We start from the raw sequence: 22,717 nt of genomic DNA, 5'->3' as shown, positions 1-22,717 counted from the left end.
CGCCCCAGCAATTTGGAATATGACGGGTAAACGTATTACGTAGAGGATTCAAGATGGCTACTGGAAAGATTATCCAGGTAATCGGCGCCGTAGTGGACGTCGAATTCCCCCAAGACGCTGTACCAAAAGTGTACAACGCCCTTGAGGTTGAAGGCGCAGCTGAGAAGCTGGTGCTGGAAGTTCAGCAACAGCTGGGCGGTGGTGTTGTTCGTTGTATCGCAATGGGCTCTTCCGATGGTTTGAGCCGCGGGTTGAAAGTTATTAACCTGGAACACCCAATTGAAGTGCCAGTTGGTAAATCAACTCTGGGCCGTATCATGAACGTATTGGGTGATCCAATCGACATGAAAGGTCCTATCGGTGAAGAAGAGCGTTGGGCAATCCACCGTGAAGCGCCTTCTTACGAAGAGCTTGCCAGCTCGCAAGACCTGTTAGAAACCGGTATCAAGGTTATGGACTTGATTTGTCCGTTCGCTAAGGGCGGTAAAGTTGGTCTGTTCGGTGGTGCGGGTGTTGGTAAAACGGTAAACATGATGGAGCTTATTCGTAACATTGCGATTGAGCACTCAGGTTATTCCGTATTTGCTGGTGTGGGTGAACGTACTCGTGAGGGTAACGACTTCTACCACGAGATGACTGACTCCAACGTTCTGGACAAAGTATCCTTGGTTTATGGCCAGATGAATGAGCCACCAGGTAACCGTCTGCGCGTTGCACTGACTGGCTTGACCATGGCGGAGAAATTCCGTGATGAAGGCCGTGACGTATTGCTGTTCATCGATAACATCTATCGTTATACCTTGGCCGGTACGGAAGTATCCGCACTGCTGGGTCGTATGCCATCTGCAGTAGGCTATCAGCCAACGCTGGCAGAAGAGATGGGTGTGTTGCAGGAACGTATTACCTCCACCAAGACGGGTTCAATTACCTCTGTTCAGGCCGTTTACGTGCCAGCGGATGACTTGACTGACCCATCTCCAGCAACCACCTTTGCTCACTTGGATGCAACCGTCGTACTGAGCCGTCAAATCGCCTCTCTGGGTATTTACCCGGCGGTTGACCCGCTTGACTCCACCAGCCGTCAGCTCGATCCGCTGGTTGTTGGTCAGGAGCACTACGATGTAGCGCGTGGCGTGCAGTCTATTCTGCAACGTTACCAGGAACTGAAAGATATTATCGCTATCTTGGGTATGGACGAGTTGTCAGAAGATGACAAACTGGTTGTATCCCGTGCGCGTAAAATCCAGCGCTTCCTGTCTCAACCGTTCTTCGTGGCAGAAGTCTTTACCGGTTCACCGGGCAAGTTCGTATCGCTGAAAGACACCATTCGTGGTTTCAAAGGCATCATGAACGGCGACTATGACCACCTGCCGGAGCAGGCGTTCTACATGGTTGGCACCATTGAAGAAGCAGTGGAAAAAGCCAAGAAACTGTAACGCTGTTGACTGGAGGGTGACATGGCTGCAATGACTTACCATCTGGATGTTGTGAGCGCCGAGAAGAAAATGTTCTCAGGCGTAGTACAAAAAATTCAGGTGACGGGTAGTGAAGGTGAACTGGGGATTTTCCCTGGTCACGCCCCACTGCTCACTGCCATTAAGCCTGGCATGATACGTATCGTTAAGCAGTTCGGTGAGGAAGAGTTCATTTATCTTTCTGGCGGCATCCTTGAGGTGCAACCGAGCGTTGTGATCGTATTGGCTGACACTGCTATTCGTGGAACTGATTTGGACGAAGCCAAGGCGCTGGAATCTAAGCGCAAAGCAGAAGATCATATCAATAATTCCCACGGCGATGTCGACTATGCTCAGGCATCCGCTGAATTGGCGAAGGCGATTGCGAAACTACGCGTAATCGAGCTGACCCGGAAAGCGATGTAATTTTATATCTTAGGGTTGTTTTTGGGTTAGAGGGTTCATCAAAGCTTAACTAACAACTCTTTGATTTATAAAGTTATCATATAAAGAACGATAGAATGCCAGTCGGTGAAAACGGACTGGCATTTTTTTTATCTTTATAATAATCATATGCTGTTCCCTCCCTGCGTTTTGCCATTTATCTCACGACTTTCCGCTATTTAATTAAGCCTAAGCTAAACTAGTAAAGTTTCTTTCTGAAAGTTCTTGTTTCTTGTCGTAAAATAAGTGGCTAATAACCTAAATGGGTGACGGTTTTTTGGCAAAAACAGGTCATAAAACGTCGTCGATCGCAGACACTTTTACCTGCATTTTTTTATTACCTGCTCCGTCGCTACAACCCTTTAACCATGCGGGTTGGGTACGTTTTTCGCTGAGAAATATGTAGTAATTATTTCGCTAAACAGGTTTACTTCCGTCTATTAATTTGGAGTTATCAGGTTGCTTATGTCTAACAGCTCAATGAGTGTAGTCATCCTTGCCGCAGGTAAGGGGACGCGTATGTATTCCGACCTTCCTAAGGTGTTACACCCGCTGGCAGGTAAGCCGATGGTTCAGCATGTTATTGATGCTGCCATGAAGTTGGGTGCTCAACATGTTCATCTGGTTTATGGGCACGGCGGCGAGTTGTTGAAAAAAACACTGACTGACCCGGCATTGAACTGGGTGCTGCAAGCAGAGCAGTTGGGTACTGGGCATGCAATGCAACAAGCGGCACCACATTTTTCTGATGATGAAGATGTCCTGATGCTCTACGGCGATGTGCCGTTGATCTCCGTCGATACTCTCCAGCGGCTGCTAGCTGCGAAGCCACAAGGCGGCATTGGCCTGCTGACGGTGAAGCTGGATAACCCGAGCGGTTATGGCCGTATTGTGCGCGAAAACGGCGATGTGGTCGGGATTGTTGAGCATAAAGATGCCAGCGACGCACAGCGCGAGATTAATGAAATCAATACTGGGATATTGGTTGCCAATGGTCGTGATTTAAAGCGCTGGCTGTCATTGTTGAATAATAATAATGCTCAGGGTGAGTTTTATATCACTGATATTATTGCATTAGCCCATGCCGACGGTAAAAAAATTGCAGCGGTTCATCCTGCCCGCCTGAGTGAGGTTGAAGGGGTGAATAACCGTCTGCAATTAGCCACTCTTGAGCGCGTGTACCAGTCCGAGCAAGCTGAAAGGTTGCTATTAGCTGGGGTGATGTTACTGGATCCTGCGCGCTTTGATTTGCGTGGAGAATTAACACACGGTCGTGACATTACCATTGATACCAATGTCATCATTGAAGGTCATGTAATTTTAGGTGATCGGGTTCGCATTGGCACCGGATGTGTGCTTAAAAACTGTGTGATTGGTGATGATTCAGAAATCAGCCCATACAGTATCTTGGAAGACTCTCGTTTGGATTCCGGCTGTACTGTTGGGCCCTTTGCTCGTCTGCGTCCGGGTGCTGAGTTAGCGGAAGGCGCGCATGTTGGTAATTTTGTTGAAATCAAGAAAGCTCGCTTGGGTAAAGGCTCTAAAGCAGGCCATTTATCTTACTTAGGTGATGCTGAAATTGGCTCTGGCGTAAATATTGGCGCAGGAACTATAACTTGCAACTATGATGGAGCTAATAAGTTTAAAACTATTATTGGCGATGATGTCTTTGTCGGGTCCGATACTCAGCTAGTCGCTCCTGTCACTGTTGCAAACGGCGTGACTATTGCCGCTGGCACCACGGTTACCCGTGATATTGCTGAAAATGAATTAGTTCTCAGCCGTGTTAAGCAAGTTCACGTTCAGGGGTGGCAGCGCCCGGTTAAGAAAAAATAATCTATTAAAACAGTCCCTTCAACGTTATTTATTCTTGATTGAAGGGATGTTTTGCCCTGTGTTTTCGGTTTTTCCATCTCTGCTGAGAATACAGAACAAAACATAATAATCCCCAACTCTACAGGCTCGGGGAACCCGGAAAATCCGGAAAATCAGGTCACTGACATCGACAAGGTTCTAAAAGAACCTTACATAGGAATAAAACAGATGTGTGGAATTGTTGGCGCAGTAGCGCAACGTGATATCGCTGAGATTCTGATCGAAGGTTTACGTCGTCTTGAATACCGTGGTTACGACTCAGCCGGTCTAGCCGTGGTTGATGCTGAAGGCCATCTGACGCGCTTACGCCGGTTAGGTAAGGTGCAGGAACTCTCAGATGCAGCTGAAAAGCAAGATTTGCATGGCGGAACCGGTATTGCACATACTCGCTGGGCTACCCATGGCGCACCATCAGAAGCCAATGCGCACCCTCATGTTTCTGACTATATCTCCGTGGTTCACAACGGTATTATCGAAAATCACGAACCTTTACGTGAATTATTGATTAGCCGTGGCTACCGTTTCAGTTCTGAAACTGATACTGAAGTTATTGCTCACTTGGTGCATTGGGAGCAACAAAATGGCGGTTCTCTGCTTGATGTCGTGCGCCGTGTTATACCGCAACTGCGTGGTGCTTATGGCACAGTAGTGATGGATAGCCGTGACCCAAGTCGTCTGATTGCAGCTCGTTCAGGTAGCCCATTGGTTATTGGTTGCGGTATTGGTGAAAACTTTATTGCCTCTGACCAGCTTGCTCTGTTGCCCGTCACTCGCCGTTTCATTTTCCTTGAAGAGGGCGATGTGGTTGAAGTTACTCGCCACAGTGTCAGTATTTTTGACAAGCAAGGCAATGCCATTGAACGTCCGGAAACTGAATCTCAGTTGCAATATGATGCAGGTGACAAAGGTATTTATCGTCACTACATGCAAAAAGAGATTTATGAGCAGCCAACCGCTATTAAAAATACGCTGGAAGGCCGTTTAAACCACGGAAAAATTGATTTGTCTGAGCTTGGCCCGAAAGCCGATGCTCTATTGGCAAATGTTCAACATATTCAAATCATAGCCTGCGGTACGTCTTACAACTCAGGTATGGTTTCTCGTTATTGGTTTGAATCTCTGGCTGGCATCCCTTGTGACGTGGAAATTGCCTCCGAATTTCGTTATCGCAAACCTGCGGTGCGGCCAAACAGTTTGTTAATCACCTTGTCACAATCGGGTGAAACTGCTGATACCTTGGCGGCATTGCGCTTGTCGAAAGAACTGGGTTATTTAGGTTCGCTGGCAATTTGTAATGTTGCTGGCTCATCTCTGGTACGAGAATCAGATTTGGCCTTGATGACGAAAGCGGGTACCGAAATTGGTGTTGCGTCAACCAAAGCCTTTACCACTCAATTGACGGTATTATTGATGCTGGTGGGCCGCATTGGCTTACTGAAAGGCATTAAAAACAGTGAACAGCTCGAACATGAAATTGTTGAGGCGTTACAGTCCTTACCGGTTCATATCGAGCAGATGCTGTCATTGGATAAAACCATTGAAGCCTTGGCTGAAGGTTTCTCTGATAAGCACAATGCATTGTTCCTTGGCCGTGGCGATCAATACCCTATCGCAATGGAAGGTGCGCTGAAGCTGAAAGAGATTTCTTATATTCATGCCGAAGCTTATGCCGCCGGTGAATTAAAACATGGCCCATTAGCGCTCATTGATGCCAATATGCCGGTTATCGTGGTAGCACCTAACAATGAATTGTTGGAAAAACTGAAATCCAACATTGAAGAGGTTCGTGCTCGCGGCGGTTTACTGTATGTATTTGCTGATATAGATGCCGGTTTTACCAACAGTGAAGGGGTTAAGATTGTGCCATTACCTCATGTTGAAGAGATAATTGCGCCAATTTTCTATACCGTTCCACTACAGCTGTTGGCTTATCATGTCGCGCTGATTAAAGGTACCGATGTGGATAAACCACGTAACTTGGCAAAATCAGTAACGGTTGAATAATCCGCACGAGAAATAGCATAAATAAAAGCCGGCATTTGTCGGCTTTTTTGCTTTTATGAGTTTGCCGCGAGTTGTCATTTTCGCACAAAAAACTAATCACTAATCAAATGAGTGAGAGTCAAAAAAGTGAGTTTTTTACGAAGTTAAGGATAAAAAAATAGCTACAAAATAGAGTTAATTTATTGATATATAATATTTTTATTTGAATCCCTTTTGCTTGTCATATAACTGTAACATTGCGTACATTTTTCTGTCATTAAACTGTCCTATTTTCCCTCCTGCACCATACTTAATCTGATGAATATAATTTTGAGTTGATTCTAATATCCCATTAGGAGGGATTATGAAACTTATGCGTACCACCGTAGCCAGCATTGTGGCAGCGACTTTATCTATGACTACCGTGTCTGTGTTCGCTGCTGCAAGCCTGACAGGTGCAGGTGCGACATTCCCCGCGCCGGTGTATGCCAAGTGGGCAGATTCTTATCAGAAAGAAACAGGTAACAAAATTAACTATCAGGGGATTGGTTCTTCAGGCGGCGTGAAACAAATCATTGCCAATACTGTTGATTTCGGTGCTTCTGATGCGCCATTGGCAGACGAAAAACTGGCTGCTGAAGGTCTGTTCCAATTCCCTACAGTGATTGGCGGTGTGGTATTGGCCGTTAATATCCCTGGCATTAAATCCGGTGAACTGACATTAGACGGTAAAACACTGGGTGATATTTATCTGGGCAATGTGAAAAAGTGGAATGACCCGGCTATTGTTAAGCTGAATCCGGGCGTTAAATTACCAGATCAAAATATTGCTGTGGTGCGCCGCGCTGACGGTTCCGGTACTTCATTTGTGTTCACCAGCTACCTGGCTAAAGTGAATGCAGAATGGAAAGAAAAAATAGGCGCAGGTTCTACGGTTAACTGGCCGACCGGTTTGGGCGGTAAAGGTAACGACGGCATCGCTGCATTCGTTCAACGTCTGCCTGGCTCGATTGGTTATGTCGAGTATGCTTACGCCAAACAGAACAACCTGGCTTACACCAAACTGGTTTCTGCTGATGGCAAACCGGTTAGCCCAACTGAGCAGAGCTTCAGTGCAGCAGCTAAAGGTGTAGACTGGAGCAAAACGTTTGCTCAAGATTTAACCAATCAAAAAGGTGATGATGTCTGGCCTATCACATCAACAACTTTCATCTTGGTGCATAAAGAGCAGAAAAATGCTGCTAACGGCGTTGAAGTACTGAAGTTCTTTGACTGGGGCTACACTCACGGCGCTAAACAAGCCAACGAACTGGATTATGCAACATTGCCAGCAGAAGTTGTTGAGCAAGTTCGTGCTGCTTGGAAAACTCAGATTAAAGATAGCAACGGTAAGCCAATCTTCTGATTTACTGGCAACAAGCGGTTTATGAAATATTGATTCACAATATATACCCTAAATAATTCGAGTTGCAGGTAGGCGGCAATTGAGATAATCCCCAGGAGCTTACTCAAGTAAGTGACTGGGGTGAGCGAAAGCAGCCAACACCCCTGCAGCTTGAAGTATTAGGGGTAGGATGAGAAGAGAGTCTATGGCTGCGAACAAGCCGACAATCAAAGCACCGAGTAAATACGGTGACATCATTTTCAGTGCGCTGGTTAAACTGGCTGCGCTGATTACCCTATTTCTGTTGGGCGGCATTATCATTTCATTGATTATTGCTTCCTGGCCAAGCATCGAAAAATTTGGTTGGGCTTTCCTGTGGACCAAAGAGTGGGATGCCCCGGCTGAACAGTTTGGTGCTTTAGTACCGATTTACGGCACAGTTGTCACCTCTGTTATCGCCTTGCTCATCGCGGTTCCGGTCAGTTTTGGCATTGCTTTGTTCTTAACTGAACTGGCCCCAAATTGGCTAAGACGCCCACTGGGGGTTGCGATTGAATTGCTGGCCGCTATCCCAAGCATTGTTTACGGTATGTGGGGTTTATTTGTCTTCGCCCCTCTGTTTGCCCGTTATTTCCAAGAGCCTGTTGGCAACGTGATGTCCGGCATCCCTATTGTGGGAGTGCTGTTCTCTGGCCCCGCATTTGGTATTGGTATCTTGGCTGCCGGCATCATCTTGGCCATCATGATTATTCCTTACATTGCAGCGGTTATGCGCGATGTATTTGAACAAACCCCGGTGATGATGAAAGAGTCGGCCTATGGCATTGGCTGCACCACGTGGGAAGTGATTTGGCGTATTGTGCTGCCTTATACCAAAAATGGTGTTATTGGCGGCGTGATGTTGGGGCTGGGGCGTGCATTGGGTGAAACCATGGCAGTGACCTTTATTATTGGTAACACCTATCAGCTCGACAGCTTCTCGCTGTTTATGCCGGGCAACAGTATTACCTCCGCGTTGGCGAATGAGTTTGCTGAAGCTGAATCTGGTTTACATACTGCCGCGTTGATGGAACTGGGTCTGATCTTGTTCGTTATTACCTTTATCGTACTGGCTTTATCTAAGCTAATGATTTTGCGTCTGGCTAAGAAAGAGGGGCGCTAAGATGGCGACGATGGATATGCAAAGTGATGCGACGCTGATGGAAACCCGCCGTAAAAAGCAGGCCTGGCGTCGTCAAAAAAATCGGATTGCCTTACTACTTTCCATTGCCACTATGGCGTTTGGTCTGTTTTGGTTGGTGTGGATTTTATTCTCTACAATCACCAAAGGTATCGACGGCATGTCATTGGCGCTGTTTACCGAGATGACGCCGCCGCCGAATACCGCGGGTGGTGGTTTAGCTAACGCCATTGCGGGGAGTGGATTATTAATTCTGTGGGCGACAGTCATCGGCACCCCATTGGGCATCATGGCGGGGATTTATCTGGCGGAATATGGCCGTAAATCTTGGCTGGCAGAAATTACCCGCTTTATTAATGACATTTTGTTATCAGCACCTTCCATTGTGGTCGGCTTGTTTGTCTACACCATTGTAGTCGCCAAGATGGAGCATTTCTCGGGCTGGGCGGGAGTGATAGCACTGGCCTTGCTACAGATACCTATTGTTATCCGTACCACTGAAAACATGCTGAAGTTGGTGCCGGATAGCTTGCGCGAAGCGGCCTACGCATTAGGAACGCCAAAGTGGCGCATGATATCGGCCATTACCTTGAAAGCCTCTGTCTCAGGTATTTTGACCGGCATTTTGTTAGCGGTAGCGCGTATTGCGGGCGAAACCGCACCTTTGCTGTTCACATCACTCTCCAACCAATTCTGGAGTACTGATTTGACACGGCCTATTGCGAACTTGCCGGTCACCATCTTTAAGTTTGCCATGAGTCCGTTTAGTGAATGGCAACAACTGGCATGGGCTGGGGTGCTTTTGATAACCCTGTGTGTCTTGTTACTGAATATTCTGGCTCGCGTTATTTTCGCTAAGAAAAAGTATTAATCGGCTGAGAAAGCGCCATTAATTAGCAAAGAAAATACTGATTCGCCAATAAATTCCAAAATGCGGCTACGGCGGCATTGGCTAAAAGAGAGAAGTCTTGATGAGTATGGCTACTGACATCAACAACAGCAAAATTCAGGTTCGCGATCTGAACTTCTACTACGGCAAATTTCATGCGCTGAAGAATATTTCGCTGGATATTGCCAAAAACCAGGTCACAGCATTCATTGGCCCATCAGGCTGCGGTAAATCTACTTTACTGCGTACATTCAATAAAATGTATCAGTTGTATCCGGATCAGCGCGCTGAAGGCGATATCTTGCTGGATGGGCAAAATATCCTGACGGATAAACAAGATATTGCGTTGTTGCGTGCAAAAGTGGGCATGGTTTTCCAAAAGCCGACCCCATTCCCAATGTCGATTTACGATAACATCGCCTTTGGCGTGAAACTGTTTGAAAACTTGTCTCGCGCTGATATGGATGAACGCGTGCAGTGGGCTCTGACCAAAGCAGCGCTGTGGAATGAAACCAAAGATAAATTACACCAGAGTGGTTATAGCTTGTCTGGCGGGCAACAACAGCGTTTATGCATCGCCCGTGGTATCGCCATTCGCCCTGATGTGTTATTGCTCGATGAGCCTTGCTCGGCACTGGATCCTATCTCGACAGGTCGCATTGAAGAACTGATTAGCGAGTTGAAGTCGGACTATACCGTGGTGATTGTGACGCACAACATGCAGCAGGCTGCCCGCTGTTCAGATCATACGGCATTTATGTATCTGGGTGAGTTAATTGAGTTCAGTGATACTGATACCCTGTTTACCGCACCACAGCAGAAACAGACGGAAGATTATATTACTGGTCGCTATGGCTGATTTTGCCACATCAATCTCGCCTATTGCCTTCGGGATAGGTAATACCCAATAGAGTATGGGAAGCATCATGGATAACTTGAATCTAAATAAACATATTTCCGGCCAGTTCAATGCAGAACTTGAACATATCCGTACCCAAGTATTGACCATGGGTGGGCTGGTGGAGCAACAATTATCTGACGCGATCACTGCCATGCATAATCAAGATGGTGAGTTGGCAAAACAGGTCATTGCTGGCGACAATAAGGTCAATATGATGGAAGTGGCCATTGATGAAGCCTGTGTGCGCATCATTGCCAAACGTCAACCAACCGCCAGCGATTTGCGCCTGGTGATGGCCATCATAAAAACGATTTCTGAGCTGGAGCGCATCGGCGATGTGGCGGATAAAATCTGCCGCACGGCGCTGGAAAAGTTCTCCCATCAACACCAGCCTTTGCTCGTCAGTTTGGAGTCTTTAGGGCGACATACGGTGCAGATGCTGCATGATGTACTGGATGCCTTTGCGCGCATGGATTTGGATGAAGCTATCCGAATTTATCGCGAAGATAAGAAGGTCGATCAGGAATATGAAGGCATTGTGCGCCAATTGATGACGTATATGATGGAAGATCCGCGCACCATACCTAGCGTGTTAACCGCGCTATTTTGTGCCCGTTCAATTGAACGCATTGGGGATCGCTGCCAGAATATCTGTGAATTTATCTTCTACTTTGTTAAAGGTCAGGATTTCCGTCACTTGGGTGGCGATGACTTAGAAAAACTGCTGTCTAATAAAGCAGAAAAATAACAAATTTCCCCAATCAGGCTGAGTATTTATGCTTGATTGGGGTTAAGCATTTGTTATCGCCGCAATCCCCTCTTTTACTACCCTAATCAACCCGTACCAAAAATTCTTCATTTAAGGTTTTATTCTCTTTTCCATATTTTTGGCCTTTTAGGTGGGAGATAGACGTCACGGGATATCTGTTATTTATCAGGTTATGTTATCGCGCTGAAGTTGCGAGTGTGCGTTTTTTGAAAGCCAAGTTTTCTTGAAAAGAATAGACTAGTGGTTGACTTGAATTCTAAATATATCGAGTTGACTAGCTTGGCGCTGGATTTAAAGTGCTATGATATTTAATCAGTGAGAGCATGTTAAGTATGAACGCAATAAGGTTATATATAAAATCTCATATATTCAAAAGTACCAAGTCAGCAGTTAGTTTAGAAAAAACAAAAAGTCACAATAAGAAAGTTAGCTTTGCAATGAAATTCATTTCAGTAATAAATAGCGCTTGTAAGCTATTTATTACTGGAGAGTCTAAAATAGAGAAATATAAACATTTAAGTAATAAACCTAGTGGTGTTTTTGATGGGAAATATAATAGTTAGCAAGATGTACATCCTGATAATGCGGGTAGTTCACCAATTGTTAAAGCATTTGATTACAAACCAACTATAAATGACTTAGTGATAAGAAATGATATTAATATAGTCTACCGCCTAGATAAATGTGCTCCAGAAGAAATTGAAAAAAAAGGATTTTCTCCATATGAAAAATCAATGCTTGGCCCAGCAACAGAGCTATTGAAAGGTCAAGCATGGTGTGCGGGTGAGTGTTTATCAGAAACAATGCTTCAGAATGGGAAAAAGAAAGTTATTGAACCAAAATTAGCGTTTAATGAGCTAAATTCACCCGCTTCTGCAAATATTTTACATGATTGGCATATTTATAAAGTAAACACTAAAGATGTTCCGGTGGTTAGATATATTGATAATATTGACACCCCATATAATTCTGGGGCATTCCGTGTATATACCTACCCAAAACTCTTTGATGTAAAAGAACCTCATAGTATTACTGAAGAGAATTACCTAACATTCAGAAATCAAAACAATGAAAAAATCAATCTAGACACACCAAATAGATTGAATCATAGAGCCACATATGGAGAGACTTATGTTATGGGTAGTGTACCCGCAGATAAAATTGAATATGGTGGTAGAGCTGATCATCCGGGAATTTCATGGGAGAAATTAAAAAATAATACATAACATGCAGAGCAGTACTATCTGAGTAAATTCAGAAGTTCTATGAAAATAATTTAATTTTAAGAATGCTTTTATATGTGGTCATCAACGTTTAAGTCAATCTTTGTCGTCGCACTAACTATTGTCCTGCAATCCAGTGCATGTTTCTTCACCGCTTCCTGGTTATGAAAGGTGGTGATTATTCACGGCTTCTATTCATGCCAATGATCTCATTTTTTTTCTTAATGTAATGAGATTTATTCCCTGAGATTAATTAGTTATAAATATATCGTTTTATATTATTTCCTGACCTAACGCTGAATTGATAGCTTACATACAGCGCAGCATCTCAATCATCTTAGGAGCTTTCAATGAAGCAATCTCTCTCCACAAAAAAAAGTGCTCTGGCACTCACGTTGTTAGCCGGGCTGGCTACACTTTCTGGTGCGGCTCATGCAGATAAACTGGATGATATTAAGAAGGACGGCGTGGTGCGGATTGCTGTATTCGATAGCAACCCACCGTTTGGCTACATTGACCCGCAGACTAAAAAACTGGTGGGATATGATGTGGATGTGGCGAATGCTATCGCGAAAGATTTAGGTGTAAAAGTTGAATTGCGGGCAACTAATCCAGCTAACCGTATTCCGTTACTGACATCTAAAAAAGTGGATTTGATTGCTGCCAACTTCACTATTACTGATGATCGTGCGAAGGAAGTGAACTTCAGCTTGCCGTATTTTGCCACTGGCCAGAAGTTTATCGCCCATAAAGGTGTGCTGAAAACACCAGAAGACATCGGTAAATTACGTATCGGTGCGGATAAAGGCACCGTACAGGAAATAACCTTGCGTGACCGTTATCCAACTGCGAAAGTCATTTCCTACGATGATACTCCAGTGGCATTTACCGCCCTGCGTAATGGTAATGTTCAAGCAATCACTCAGGATGATGCCAAATTAGTCGGATTGTTGGGTAATCTTCCCGCAGCACAAAAAGCAGATTTCGAAATCTCACCATTCAGTATTACTAAAGAATATCAAGGCATTGGTATTACTAAAGGTGAAGATCGTTTAACCGCTCAAGTGAATGAAACACTGGCTAAACTGGAAAAAGATGGTGAAGCCGCGAAAATTTATGACCGTTGGTTCGGGCCTGAAACCAAAGCAGCTCAACCACGCGGCGATTTCAAATTTGCGCCATTGGATCAACAGCCTAAAGCATGATTCAATGTTAAATTAAGAACACCAAAAGCCCTGCATTGTTGTGATGCAGGGCTGTTTGCTTTAAAGCAGCAGAGACAGGTTTAAGGATATATGAATCTACATCACCTCACTGACTGGTTGCTGGCCCCACAATATCTCGGCTGGCTGTGGAACGGTTTTCTGCTGACGTTGTGGATTTCTGCTTGCACAGTGGTGGCCTCGACGTTGTTGGGTTTTTTGCTTGCAGCGGCCAGAGACAGCGAACTTAAAGGATTACAATGGTTTGCGATTGGTTACAGCACGTTGTTTCGTAATACTCCTCTGCTAATCCAGTTGTTTTTTTGGTACTTTGCTGCCAGTCAGTTCCTACCTGCATCCTGGATTCCCTGGCTTAATACCCCCCATGAAATCACGGCTTTCGGGCTCACCCTTGGCTGGCCTTCTTTCGAGTTTTTAGCGGGTTTCATTGGCCTGACGCTCTATTCCACCGCATTTATTGCTGAAGAGTTGCGTTCGGGGATAAGCGGTGTGGCTAAGGGGCAAAAATACGCCGCTCATGCATTGGGGCTGACAGGGTGGCAGGCTATGCGGCATGTTGTATTGCCGCAGGCGCTGAAAATCGCGATGCCGCCATTACTGGGCCAATATATGAATATTATTAAAAATTCGTCACTTGCAATGGCTATTGGCGTGGCTGAGCTTTCTTATGCCTCTCGCCAGGTTGAAACAGAAACATTGCGGACATTCCAGGCTTTCGGTGTGGCGACGGTGTTGTATATCGCGATTATTGCATTGATTGAGGCCTGGGGTATGTGGCGTCAGCAGCGAACGGTTGTTAAGGGGCTCTGAGATGGATTTTACAATTATTGCCGATAACTGGACTTATTTACTGTGGGGCACTTTTCCTGATGGCCCATTAGGTGGAGCCGCATTAACCTTGCTGATAAGCCTGTTAGCCGGGGTCGCCTCGGCTATTTTAGGCACGGTATTGGGTGTGGTGCTGGCGATGTCCCGTGGTGTTTGGGCCGGAGTTTTAGCCGCTTTTTTAGGTTTTTTCCGCGCTATTCCGGTGATTATGTTGATTTTCTGGACGTATTTTCTACTGCCAATTGTATTTGGTGTGGATATACCGGAAATCACCACTGTGGTGTGCGCACTGGCCCTGATTGCATCGGCTTATCTGGCTCATGCGGTGAAAGCAGGGATTGTGGCCATCGGGGCGGGGCAGTGGCAGGCGGGTTTATCTCTGGGATTCAATCGTTGGCAGGTTTTATGGTTTGTGGTCTTGCCGCAAGCTTTACGTATGATGGTGCCATCCTTTATTAACCAATGGATTTCTTTAATTAAGGATACCTCGTTGGCTTATATCGTCGGGGTGAATGAACTGACGTTTTTGGCGACTCAGGTTAACAACCGCAGCATGGTTTACCCGATGGAAGTGTTCCTGTTTGTCGCGTTAGTCTATTTTGTTTTATGTCTGACTCTGGACTTGCTAGCGAATGCACTTAATCGCCGTTTTAGCTCGCAACATGCTATTAATAAGCAAAGCGCCATTAAACGGTCATGGCGCTGGTGGCGAAATAAACCGGCGTTGCCAGCAAGTTAATCGCGGGTGATCAGCCAGCCTCTTTCTCTCCATAAATCAGGGAGTTGCTGCATATCATCAAACATAGTGACTAATGGGTGGTGGATAGGCTGATTATGTGGATCGGCGCAGTAGTAATACACCGGTATCCCTGCGGCTATTCCAGCATGGGTACCGGCTGCGGAGTCTTCAACCAAAATGCAGCGCTCGGCGGCGACATGCATCTCGTCTGCCGCATGGTAAATTAGTGCAGGATCGGGCTTCCAACGTTGGATGTCGTAGCCGCTATAAAGTTTGTCTTCAAAGAAGGGCAGTAAGCCGGTCAGGCCAAGAGAGTGCTGCATTTTACTCACCGGCCCATTGGAGACGACGCAAACTGGCAGTGTGATTTGCTCTAGCAGCGCTTTTGCACCGGCGATAGGCTGTAATTCGGCGTCAAATAGGCGGGCAACCTCGGCGCGGTAAAGTTTCTCCAGCTTTTCTATGGGCTCATCCAGGCCGTTTTCTTTACTCACCAGCGCGACAATTTCATTGAGTTTCACGCCCTTAAAACGCTTAATTACCTCTTCCAGTGACAAGTGAATATCGTAATGGGCAAACATCACAACATAGGCCTGACAACACAAAACCTCGCTGTCGACCAAGGTTCCATCACAATCGAACATGACACATTCAATCTGGTTCACTCAATCCATCCTTTATTATGCTGTTTTAAGTTCATTCCACTTTAACCATCCTGCCCCAGAATGCGATACATAATTACCCTGTTAGCAACATTACTCATATCAACTGAATAAAATTCAATAAGTTGAATAGAAGGTGGTTAATATTAAACCATCTGTTGCGCAACACGGCAGATAAAAAATAGCCGAAAAGAGTGTGATCGCGCTCTAAACAACTGTTTTTTTGTTATAGGATATCCCTAACTATCACTCCCTTCTGTGGAACTCCTCGAATGAGTAAATCAAACCTTGATACTGAGCAGGGGCTGCTCGAACGTGTTTTTAAACTGAAGCAGCACGGTACCACCGCCCGTACTGAGCTGATTGCGGGTATCACCACTTTCCTGACCATGGTCTATATCGTGTTCGTTAACCCGCAGATTCTAGGGGTTGCGGGTATGGATGTGCAGGCTGTATTTGTCACCACCTGCTTGATTGCTGCCTTCGGCAGTATCTTTATGGGGCTATTGGCAAACTTACCGGTAGCTCTGGCACCGGCGATGGGGCTTAACGCTTTCTTCGCTTTTGTGGTGGTGGGTGCGATGGGTATTTCATGGCAAGTCGGCATGGGTGCTATTTTCTGGGGCGCAATCGGTTTCCTTTTGCTCACCATTTTCCGCATCCGATATTGGATGATTGCCAATATCCCATTGAGCTTACGGGTCGGGATAACCAGTGGTATCGGCCTGTTTATTGCTATGATGGGGCTGAAAAATGCCGGCATCGTGGTCGCAAATCCGGACACATTAGTTGCCGTGGGTAATCTGACCTCTCACAGTGTGCTGCTGGGGGCGCTGGGCTTCTTTATCATCGCGGTTTTGGCATCTCGCAATATTCATGCTGCGGTGCTGGTATCGATTGTCGTGACGACCTTAATTGGTTGGGCGCTGGGTGATGTGCATTACTCGGGCATTTTCTCCATGCCGCCAAGTGTGGCCTCAGTAGTTGGGCAGGTTGATATAGCCGGTGCGCTGAATATTGGTATGGCGGGAATTATTTTCTCCTTCATGCTGGTTAACTTGTTCGATTCATCCGGTACATTGATTGGTGTGACGGATAAAGCGGGTTTAACCGACCATAAAGGGAAATTCCCGCGTATGAAACAAGCGCTATACGTTGACAGCATCAGTTCAGTGGCGGGTGCCTTTATTGGTACGTCGTCAGTGACGGCTTATATCGAAAGCTCTTCCGGTGTTTCTGTCGGGGGCCGTACCGGTTTAACCGCTGTTGTGGTTGGGATTTTGTTCCTGTTGGTGATGTTTGTGTCTCCGCTGGCGGGAATGGTGCCTGCCTATGCCGCTGCCGGTGCGTTGATTTATGTCGGTGTGCTGATGACATCCAGCCTGTCCCGTGTGAAATGGGATGATTTGACCGAAGCAGTTCCCGCATTTGTCACTGCGGTGATGATGCCGTTCAGCTTCTCCATTACGGAAGGGATTGCGCTGGGCTTTATCTCTTATTGCCTGATGAAATTGGGTACCGGTCGCTGGCGTGAAATCAGCCCATGTGTGGTGGTGGTGGCGCTACTGTTTGTGCTGAAAATTGCGTTTGTTGATCACTGATAATTTATGATTGGTAACTGATATTGAACACGCCCCCATATTCGACACCGAGGGTGGGGGCGTAGTCTTTATGATCGTATTACTTCAACTGAGCGCTGATTTGCTCCAGTGCTTTTGTGGCACATTGTGCATCCAGATGCCCACCCGGCGCACCGGCAACACCGACCGCACCAACCACTTCATCTCCTGCTTTAACAGGCACTCCGCCACCTAACAGCAAGAACCCAGGAATATCTTTCAAGTTATTGGCCGCTGGTGTTTTTTGACTGTTTTCCATGACTTGCCCACTTGGGGTTTTGGTCGACAGTGCAGTAAAGGCTTTTTGCTCACTGGCTTTTATGGTGTGTGGCCCGGCATTATCCCCACGCAGCACAGTTTTTATAATGCCCGCGCGATCCACGACGGTGACCGAGACGTTATAACCATCAGCCTGGCAAGTGGCGAGGGTGCGGCTGGCTAAATCGGTAGCCAGAGCCTGTGAGATATTGCGCTCAGTATTCAGACCTGCAGCAGAGGCTTGAGTTATCAGGCCGATGAATAAGGCGGAGGTCAGGGCAATAGGCTTGATCATATAAAATCCTTATTGTTAGCGACGTGAATTCATCACAGTAACGCTATGCTACGGCGAAAAGTGGTTAAAAAACATTCGGCTAACTACCCGTTTTACTCCGTACTTCTACCTATTATTAAGAGTTATTGCCGATTAACTGTGCATAATGATGAATAAGTGATGCCAGCGAGTTGACCTCTAACTTGGCGAAGATATTCGCGCGGTGGGCTTCGACAGTGCGCGGAGAAATCGACAAGATATGGGCGATCTGTTTGCTGGTTTCCCCTTGAATAATCAGAGTGGCCACTTCCCGTTCACGGGCAGAGAGTTGCTTGAGTAATTGTTGATAGCTTGCTTGCTGTTTATGGGCTTCCATTGCCTGTTCATGCTGCTCCAGCGCCATACTGATGGTTTCAATCAATACATCTGCATCGATTGGTTTAGTTAAAAATTCCAGTGCGCCGCCTTTAAAAGCACGGCGGCATAATTCAACATTACCATGCCCTGTCATAATGATGACCGGGAGGGAGTCATTACGCTCTTGAATGGTTTCTAATATCGTCATCCCACTTTTACCTGGCATGCGAATATCCAGTAGCACACAACTTGGCTGGCTAACCGTAAAGGTATCGAGGAATGTCTGGCCGTTACTGAATGCTTTAACTTCCCAGCCCATGGTCGTGAGTAATGCGCTCAATGCCGCGCGAACACCCTCATCGTCATCAATCAGATAAATGTGTTTTGTCATGTGTATTCCCGGCAATTAGAGGAAAAATAAGAGTAAAGCAGGCCCCACCATGTTCACTGTTTCTTGCTTTTATCTCGCCGCCCATACGCTGTACCAATGTTTCACACAAGGTTAGCCCTAACCCCAGCCCACTCTCTCGGGTGGTATAAAAGGGGGTGAAGAGGTTATCTAACTGCTGCTGACTAAGCCCCGGTCCATTATCTTCAATCTGAATAACCCATTGTTTAGCATTAATATTCACTGTGAAAGTGATGGTCGGATTGGCCGTTTGTTGGATAGCGTGAATCGCATTACTGAGTAAGTTATGAAAAACCTGCTCCAGCCATAAGGGGTCACTCTGGAGTGTGGGCAAATTTGCCGGAATAGTGTTTAGGATTTTGACATTCGCTGCGGTTATTTCTTGGCGCAATAACACACTCACTCGCTGCCAGATATCAGCGACGACGACCGGTTGTAAATTTATTTGCCCACGGCTGAGTAAGGTGCGCAGGCGATCCAATAATGCAGCAATTCGTTTAATTTGCTCGACAGAAGCCACCAGCAACGGGGCGACTTTTTCATCCTGTGGCGGCAGCAGCCGTAATGCAGTCTGGTTATAGGTCAATGTAGCGGTAAGCGGCTGATTTAATTCATGGGCGATGCCGGTTGCAATCTCCCCCATGGCATTGAGTCTGGCTTGATCGGCAAATTTAGCGCGCTGTTCGGCATGTAAACGGTGCTGTGCCAATTGTTGCCAGCGGTGCCAACTGTATAAGGCGGCGGCAGATATCAATGACAGCAGCAGGGCGGTAAGCCACGGTAAATCACGCCAAACTGGGGTGGCATAGCCCATTAAAGTAAAAGATTGCGCCCCTTCTCCCACCGGTTTTTGCCACTGCCAGAAACTTTCGGGGTCTGAATGGCCCAAAATCGCCAGCTGTTGTTGCTGATGGCGTAATATCAAACTGTCAAAATGGGGCGGTAAGCCGACGATTTGCAACAGCTTTTGGGCATTAACCTGCAAACCACTGCCGCTATATGAGTTCGCTAAACGGTAATCACCCTCCTGAATGTGCAAGGTGAGCTGGCCAGGTTTGGAGGGATCTGCCGGTATTTGGTTTATTGCCACTAGCTGCGGAAAGTGGCGCTGTAATTGCACTAATTGGCTCGGCTCTAAAGCCAAAAATAAAATTGCTTGCTGCTGGGCCAGTTGTTGGCTCAGCTCGCGGTGAATAGTGCGAAAATCGGCCTCTCGCTCAGCTTGTTGCGTGTTCAGCCCATACCAACCCAGCCAAAAAGTGGATATCAGGGTCAGGATAAACCAGACAGTGATTTTAACGGCCATGGGTTGAGAGTATCCGCAAAGATAAGGTAGCTATTGATAACATGGCTAGGGATTGGGAGGAAATCCCCAATACCGCTGGCCATGGAGGTTTTGCAACAACGGGGCTTATTTTACCCGGACACGATCAATATAAGTGGCAAAAGCCGCCAGCTGTTTGGCCAAAAAATCCAGAGTTCCTTGATCTGTTAGCTCTTTCGTTTGTTCATCGACTTTGCTTTGAATCACGCCACCCATAAATTCGGGTTTATTCATCACCATAGCTTCAAGGAAAACCAAAATTTGGCGCAGATGATACTGGCAACGCGCGCCCCCGATTGGCCCCATAGAACTGGTCTGAATCGCCACGGGTTTATTGGCGAGCGGCTGATTAGGTAAACGCGATAACCAATCAATGGCATTCTTCAATCCGCCGGGGACGGAATAGTTATATTCCGGTGTCACGATAATGACCCCATCAGCCTGGCGAATCTGCTCAGCAATAGCCTCTATTGTCGATGGAAAACCATCTTCCTGCTGTATATCAGCATCATAAAGTGGAATGTCGCGAATAGAAGGCAGTGCTTCGATGGTGACGCCGGCTGGTGCTAAGTTAGGCAGCGCGCGCGCCACCATGGCATTGTAGGAACCACTACGCAAGCTACCCAATAGGGTAACAATTTTAAGGGGTTGTTGTGACATGGCATGCTCCCGGTAAGTGAATAAATAATGCTGTTCCATTCCCAGAGTAGGCCAAACTTGAGAGACGTGCTACTCCTTAAAATTTAACGTAAATTGGTGTCATCCGTGGATTTGTTACATCGAAATTGTGATCGCCGGAAAAAAAAGGAAAAATCGTTTCTTGCCGTTATCAAGTCTTTGCGTTTCTTGCCGTTAATAGATCTGGAGCTATCCAGCTCTCTTACATTGAGCGACACGATAATGCTAAAAACCACTCAAGCCCGATTTACCTTACTCGTTAGTGCGTTTTTCATTTTCTTGCTGATAATCACCGTGGTGGTTATTCAGCTTTTTGTGACACCACAACTCAAAAAATCTGAAAGCACCATTGTTAGCAATAGCGTTGATCAAATCGCAACGGCAATAACGGCGCAAATGAATAAAGTGGAAGCACAAGCCCGCAGTATTACGCAAGCTGTAGCCATAATGGACAGCAATACCATCGACTTATTATTGCCGGGTTTGGTGGATCAATATGGTGACAGTAACGTTTTTGGTGGTGGGATTTGGCCATTACCCAATAAACGCGAGCAAGGTGTGATTAAATTCAGCACTTTCTTCGCCCGTAATGGGGAAAATAAGTTAACCGTTAATACCCATTGGAATTCGCCAGAGTCGCAAAATTATTTTGAACAGCCGTGGTACAAAGATGGCTTAAATGCACCAAAAGGCTTCTGTGCCTGGGCTAAAGCCTATCAAGATGATGCCAGCCCGCAACCGAGAACCAACTGCGCGATGGCAATCTATAAAGGCGACGAAGCTTATGGCGTCTCTACTATTGATGTCACTTTAGGTTTCTTTAACCGCTTGGTTAAAGAGATGGAACAGAAGGTGAATGGCACCATCCTGATTGTGGAAGCCGATGGCAAAATTGTAGGCAGCAGTGCTTTAGCTGATGGCAAAGCAGAATTAAAAAATCTGTCCGATTTTGCTAGCAGTTCCCCGATGGCCGCAGAAACACAGCGGATATTGGCGCAGATGAAAGACCAGAAATCACTGGAAAGTGAATTTGACGTCGACGGCACTTCCCACACCCTGTTTATCCGCCCAATCGCCAATAGCCCGTGGTATTTGGTCACTGACCTGCCAACCAGCTTATTGGTCAAACAAAGCCACAGTATCTTGCTGCACTTGGGGTTAGTACAAATCCCAATTATGCTGTTATTGCTATTGTTCCTGGTGTTCTCTATTCGCGTCTTTATGAAACGGCTGGCGGCTCTGAAGGAGAATATCACCGCACTGTCTGCGGGAGGGGCTGACTTAACTCAGCGCTTACCACAAAGTAGTAGCCCGGAGTTCAATGCTATTAACCAGAGTTTCAATGATTTTATCGACTATTTGCAGCAAATGATGCGGCAGGTCGGGGAAAGCAGCTTGGCTATTGCATCGGCATCGCGGCAAATTGCCAGTGGTAATCTGGATTTATCTGCGCGGACTGAAGATCAAGCCAGTTCCATTGAAGAGACTGCGGCTTCAATGGATGAATTAACCAGTACCGTGAAACAAAATGCTGATAATGCCAGCCATGCCAACCAACTGGCGATGGATGCATCGAGCGTGGCAGTAAAAGGCAGCACAGTGGTGAAGAAAGTGGTGGATACCATGGGGTCAATTAACCATTCATCGAAGAAAATCGTCGATATTATCAGTGTGATTGACAGCATTGCTTTCCAAACCAATATTCTGGCACTGAATGCCGCGGTTGAAGCAGCAAGAGCCGGTGAGCAAGGTCGTGGCTTTGCAGTAGTGGCCTCTGAAGTACGTAATTTGGCGCAGCGCTCCGCGACATCTGCCCGTGAAATTAAAAAGCTGATTGAAGACTCGGTGTCCGATATAGCTATTGGGACGAGTTTGGTGGCGGATGCGGGCACGACGATGGATGACCTGATGAGTGGGGTTTCCAATGTGGCGGCGCTAATGAATGAAATTATGTCATCCAGCCAAGAGCAAAGTCTGGGTATCGAGCAGGTTAATCTGGCTATTAATCAGTTAGATAACTCAACGCAGCAAAATGCGGCGCTGGTGGAACAAGTGGCGGCAGCGGCTCAGGCTATGCAGGATCAAACTTTGCAGTTAGAAAGTGTGATTAGCGGCTTTAAGGTTTAATTCACGACTGTGACTTTTTGAAAAACGAGTGAGTGAGTGAAGGGGTGACCGGCCCTAGGGGCGCTTCGGTGGCTTACGCCACTACGACCTCAACGGCACGTTTCCCCTTCATTTGAA

At 46.4% G+C, this 22,717-nt stretch carries 20 protein-coding genes; 15 read left to right on the top strand and 5 right to left on the bottom strand.

Going from position 1 to position 22,717, the window contains the following annotated elements:
• The first annotated feature begins 53 nt into the window (after positions 1–53).
• From atpD to F0T03_RS21375, 13 genes are all read left to right on the top strand, one after another.
• Positions 54–1,436 carry a F0F1 ATP synthase subunit beta gene (gene atpD, locus F0T03_RS21435; protein ID WP_032816366.1) on the top strand — a complete coding sequence of 461 codons (1,383 nt, stop codon included), beginning with the start codon at positions 54–56 and terminating at the stop codon, positions 1,434–1,436.
• 21 nt (positions 1,437–1,457) lie between these two features.
• Positions 1,458–1,880 carry a F0F1 ATP synthase subunit epsilon gene (locus tag F0T03_RS21430; protein WP_004393020.1) on the top strand — a complete coding sequence of 141 codons (423 nt, stop codon included), beginning with the start codon at positions 1,458–1,460 and terminating at the stop codon, positions 1,878–1,880.
• A 483-nt stretch (positions 1,881–2,363) separates the two neighbouring features.
• Positions 2,364–3,734 (top strand): bifunctional UDP-N-acetylglucosamine diphosphorylase/glucosamine-1-phosphate N-acetyltransferase GlmU, encoded by a 1,371-nt coding sequence (gene glmU, locus F0T03_RS21425; RefSeq protein ID WP_145555343.1) that lies wholly within the window; start codon positions 2,364–2,366, stop codon positions 3,732–3,734.
• A 207-nt stretch (positions 3,735–3,941) separates the two neighbouring features.
• Positions 3,942–5,777 carry a glutamine--fructose-6-phosphate transaminase (isomerizing) gene (gene glmS / locus F0T03_RS21420; RefSeq protein ID WP_145555342.1) on the top strand — a complete coding sequence of 612 codons (1,836 nt, stop codon included), beginning with the start codon at positions 3,942–3,944 and terminating at the stop codon, positions 5,775–5,777.
• A gap of 343 nt (positions 5,778–6,120) precedes the next feature.
• Positions 6,121–7,161, top strand: a complete 1,041-nt coding sequence (gene pstS / locus F0T03_RS21415; RefSeq protein WP_145555341.1) for a phosphate ABC transporter substrate-binding protein PstS — start codon at positions 6,121–6,123, stop codon at positions 7,159–7,161.
• Between the two features lie 184 nt (positions 7,162–7,345).
• Positions 7,346–8,302: a phosphate ABC transporter permease PstC gene (gene pstC, locus F0T03_RS21410; RefSeq protein ID WP_145555340.1), complete on the top strand. Its 957-nt coding sequence runs from the start codon at positions 7,346–7,348 to the stop codon at positions 8,300–8,302.
• Between the two features lies 1 nt (position 8,303).
• Positions 8,304–9,191: a phosphate ABC transporter permease PstA gene (pstA, locus tag F0T03_RS21405; protein WP_145555339.1), complete on the top strand. Its 888-nt coding sequence runs from the start codon at positions 8,304–8,306 to the stop codon at positions 9,189–9,191.
• Positions 9,192–9,291: 100 nt separating this feature from the next.
• The gene (gene pstB / locus F0T03_RS21400; RefSeq protein WP_004713904.1) at positions 9,292–10,068 is read left to right on the top strand and encodes a phosphate ABC transporter ATP-binding protein PstB; all 777 of its coding nucleotides are present in this window, start codon (positions 9,292–9,294) and stop codon (positions 10,066–10,068) included.
• 67 nt (positions 10,069–10,135) lie between these two features.
• A complete protein-coding gene (phoU, locus tag F0T03_RS21395; RefSeq protein ID WP_145555338.1) occupies positions 10,136–10,858 on the top strand; it encodes a phosphate signaling complex protein PhoU in 723 nt (240 codons plus the stop codon).
• A 662-nt stretch (positions 10,859–11,520) separates the two neighbouring features.
• Positions 11,521–12,105 carry a hypothetical protein gene (locus tag F0T03_RS21390; RefSeq protein WP_159680588.1) on the top strand — a complete coding sequence of 195 codons (585 nt, stop codon included), beginning with the start codon at positions 11,521–11,523 and terminating at the stop codon, positions 12,103–12,105.
• A gap of 347 nt (positions 12,106–12,452) precedes the next feature.
• A complete protein-coding gene (locus F0T03_RS21385) occupies positions 12,453–13,307 on the top strand; it encodes an ABC transporter substrate-binding protein (protein WP_145555336.1) in 855 nt (284 codons plus the stop codon).
• Between the two features lie 90 nt (positions 13,308–13,397).
• A complete protein-coding gene (locus F0T03_RS21380) occupies positions 13,398–14,135 on the top strand; it encodes an amino acid ABC transporter permease (protein ID WP_159680586.1) in 738 nt (245 codons plus the stop codon).
• A gap of 1 nt (position 14,136) precedes the next feature.
• Positions 14,137–14,892 carry an amino acid ABC transporter permease gene (locus tag F0T03_RS21375; protein ID WP_159680584.1) on the top strand — a complete coding sequence of 252 codons (756 nt, stop codon included), beginning with the start codon at positions 14,137–14,139 and terminating at the stop codon, positions 14,890–14,892.
• Here the strand turns inward: F0T03_RS21375 and yieH are convergent.
• Positions 14,889–15,557, bottom strand: coding sequence for a 6-phosphogluconate phosphatase (gene yieH / locus F0T03_RS21370; protein ID WP_159680582.1), 669 nt, complete (start codon positions 15,555–15,557; stop codon positions 14,889–14,891). The two genes, F0T03_RS21375 and yieH, sit on opposite strands and share 4 nt — an antisense overlap.
• A gap of 269 nt (positions 15,558–15,826) precedes the next feature.
• On the opposite strand from yieH, the gene F0T03_RS21365 reads away from it, so the two are divergent.
• Positions 15,827–17,155: an NCS2 family permease gene (locus F0T03_RS21365; RefSeq protein ID WP_159680580.1), complete on the top strand. Its 1,329-nt coding sequence runs from the start codon at positions 15,827–15,829 to the stop codon at positions 17,153–17,155.
• A gap of 79 nt (positions 17,156–17,234) precedes the next feature.
• Here F0T03_RS21365 and F0T03_RS21360 read toward each other — a convergent pair whose 3' ends face one another.
• The 4 genes from F0T03_RS21360 to F0T03_RS21345 form a co-directional block, all read right to left on the bottom strand.
• Positions 17,235–17,726, bottom strand: a complete 492-nt coding sequence (locus F0T03_RS21360; protein WP_159680578.1) for a GlcG/HbpS family heme-binding protein — start codon at positions 17,724–17,726, stop codon at positions 17,235–17,237.
• A gap of 115 nt (positions 17,727–17,841) precedes the next feature.
• Positions 17,842–18,453 carry a response regulator transcription factor gene (locus F0T03_RS21355; protein WP_159680576.1) on the bottom strand — a complete coding sequence of 204 codons (612 nt, stop codon included), beginning with the start codon at positions 18,451–18,453 and terminating at the stop codon, positions 17,842–17,844.
• On the bottom strand, positions 18,428–19,777 hold the full coding sequence (locus tag F0T03_RS21350) for a sensor histidine kinase (protein ID WP_159680574.1): 1,350 nt from the start codon (positions 19,775–19,777) through the stop codon (positions 18,428–18,430). Before F0T03_RS21350 ends, F0T03_RS21355 begins: the two co-directional genes overlap by 26 nt.
• A 105-nt stretch (positions 19,778–19,882) precedes the next feature.
• On the bottom strand, positions 19,883–20,455 hold the full coding sequence (locus F0T03_RS21345) for an NADPH-dependent FMN reductase (RefSeq protein WP_145555328.1): 573 nt from the start codon (positions 20,453–20,455) through the stop codon (positions 19,883–19,885).
• Between the two features lie 240 nt (positions 20,456–20,695).
• Between F0T03_RS21345 and F0T03_RS21340 the strand changes: the two genes are divergently transcribed.
• Entirely contained in the window at positions 20,696–22,600 is a 1,905-nt protein-coding gene (locus F0T03_RS21340; protein ID WP_162527000.1) for a methyl-accepting chemotaxis protein, read from the top strand.
• Positions 22,601–22,717: the final 117 nt, after the last annotated feature.

It is taken from the genome of Yersinia canariae (assembly GCF_009831415.1).
Lineage (GTDB): Bacteria > Pseudomonadota > Gammaproteobacteria > Enterobacterales > Enterobacteriaceae > Yersinia > Yersinia canariae.
This window is presented reverse-complemented; position numbering and strand designations above follow the sequence as displayed.

Excerpts from the sequence above, each read along its gene's own strand:
- atpD (WP_032816366.1), top strand. The coding sequence starts at position 54 with ATGGCTACTGGAAAGATTATCCAGGTAATCGGCGCCGTAGTGGACGTC.
- F0T03_RS21430 (WP_004393020.1), top strand. The coding sequence starts at position 1,458 with ATGGCTGCAATGACTTACCATCTGGATGTTGTGAGCGCCGAGAAGAAA.
- glmU (WP_145555343.1), top strand. The coding sequence starts at position 2,364 with ATGTCTAACAGCTCAATGAGTGTAGTCATCCTTGCCGCAGGTAAGGGG.
- glmS (WP_145555342.1), top strand. The coding sequence starts at position 3,942 with ATGTGTGGAATTGTTGGCGCAGTAGCGCAACGTGATATCGCTGAGATT.
- pstS (WP_145555341.1), top strand. The coding sequence starts at position 6,121 with ATGAAACTTATGCGTACCACCGTAGCCAGCATTGTGGCAGCGACTTTA.
- pstC (WP_145555340.1), top strand. The coding sequence starts at position 7,346 with ATGGCTGCGAACAAGCCGACAATCAAAGCACCGAGTAAATACGGTGAC.
- pstA (WP_145555339.1), top strand. The coding sequence starts at position 8,304 with ATGGCGACGATGGATATGCAAAGTGATGCGACGCTGATGGAAACCCGC.
- pstB (WP_004713904.1), top strand. The coding sequence starts at position 9,292 with ATGAGTATGGCTACTGACATCAACAACAGCAAAATTCAGGTTCGCGAT.
- phoU (WP_145555338.1), top strand. The coding sequence starts at position 10,136 with ATGGATAACTTGAATCTAAATAAACATATTTCCGGCCAGTTCAATGCA.
- F0T03_RS21385 (WP_145555336.1), top strand. The coding sequence starts at position 12,453 with ATGAAGCAATCTCTCTCCACAAAAAAAAGTGCTCTGGCACTCACGTTG.
- F0T03_RS21380 (WP_159680586.1), top strand. The coding sequence starts at position 13,398 with ATGAATCTACATCACCTCACTGACTGGTTGCTGGCCCCACAATATCTC.
- F0T03_RS21375 (WP_159680584.1), top strand. The coding sequence starts at position 14,137 with ATGGATTTTACAATTATTGCCGATAACTGGACTTATTTACTGTGGGGC.
- F0T03_RS21365 (WP_159680580.1), top strand. The coding sequence starts at position 15,827 with ATGAGTAAATCAAACCTTGATACTGAGCAGGGGCTGCTCGAACGTGTT.
- F0T03_RS21360 (WP_159680578.1), bottom strand. The coding sequence starts at position 17,726 with ATGATCAAGCCTATTGCCCTGACCTCCGCCTTATTCATCGGCCTGATA.
- F0T03_RS21355 (WP_159680576.1), bottom strand. The coding sequence starts at position 18,453 with ATGACAAAACACATTTATCTGATTGATGACGATGAGGGTGTTCGCGCG.
- F0T03_RS21350 (WP_159680574.1), bottom strand. The coding sequence starts at position 19,777 with ATGGCCGTTAAAATCACTGTCTGGTTTATCCTGACCCTGATATCCACT.
- F0T03_RS21345 (WP_145555328.1), bottom strand. The coding sequence starts at position 20,455 with ATGTCACAACAACCCCTTAAAATTGTTACCCTATTGGGTAGCTTGCGT.
- F0T03_RS21340 (WP_162527000.1), top strand. The coding sequence starts at position 20,696 with ATGCTAAAAACCACTCAAGCCCGATTTACCTTACTCGTTAGTGCGTTT.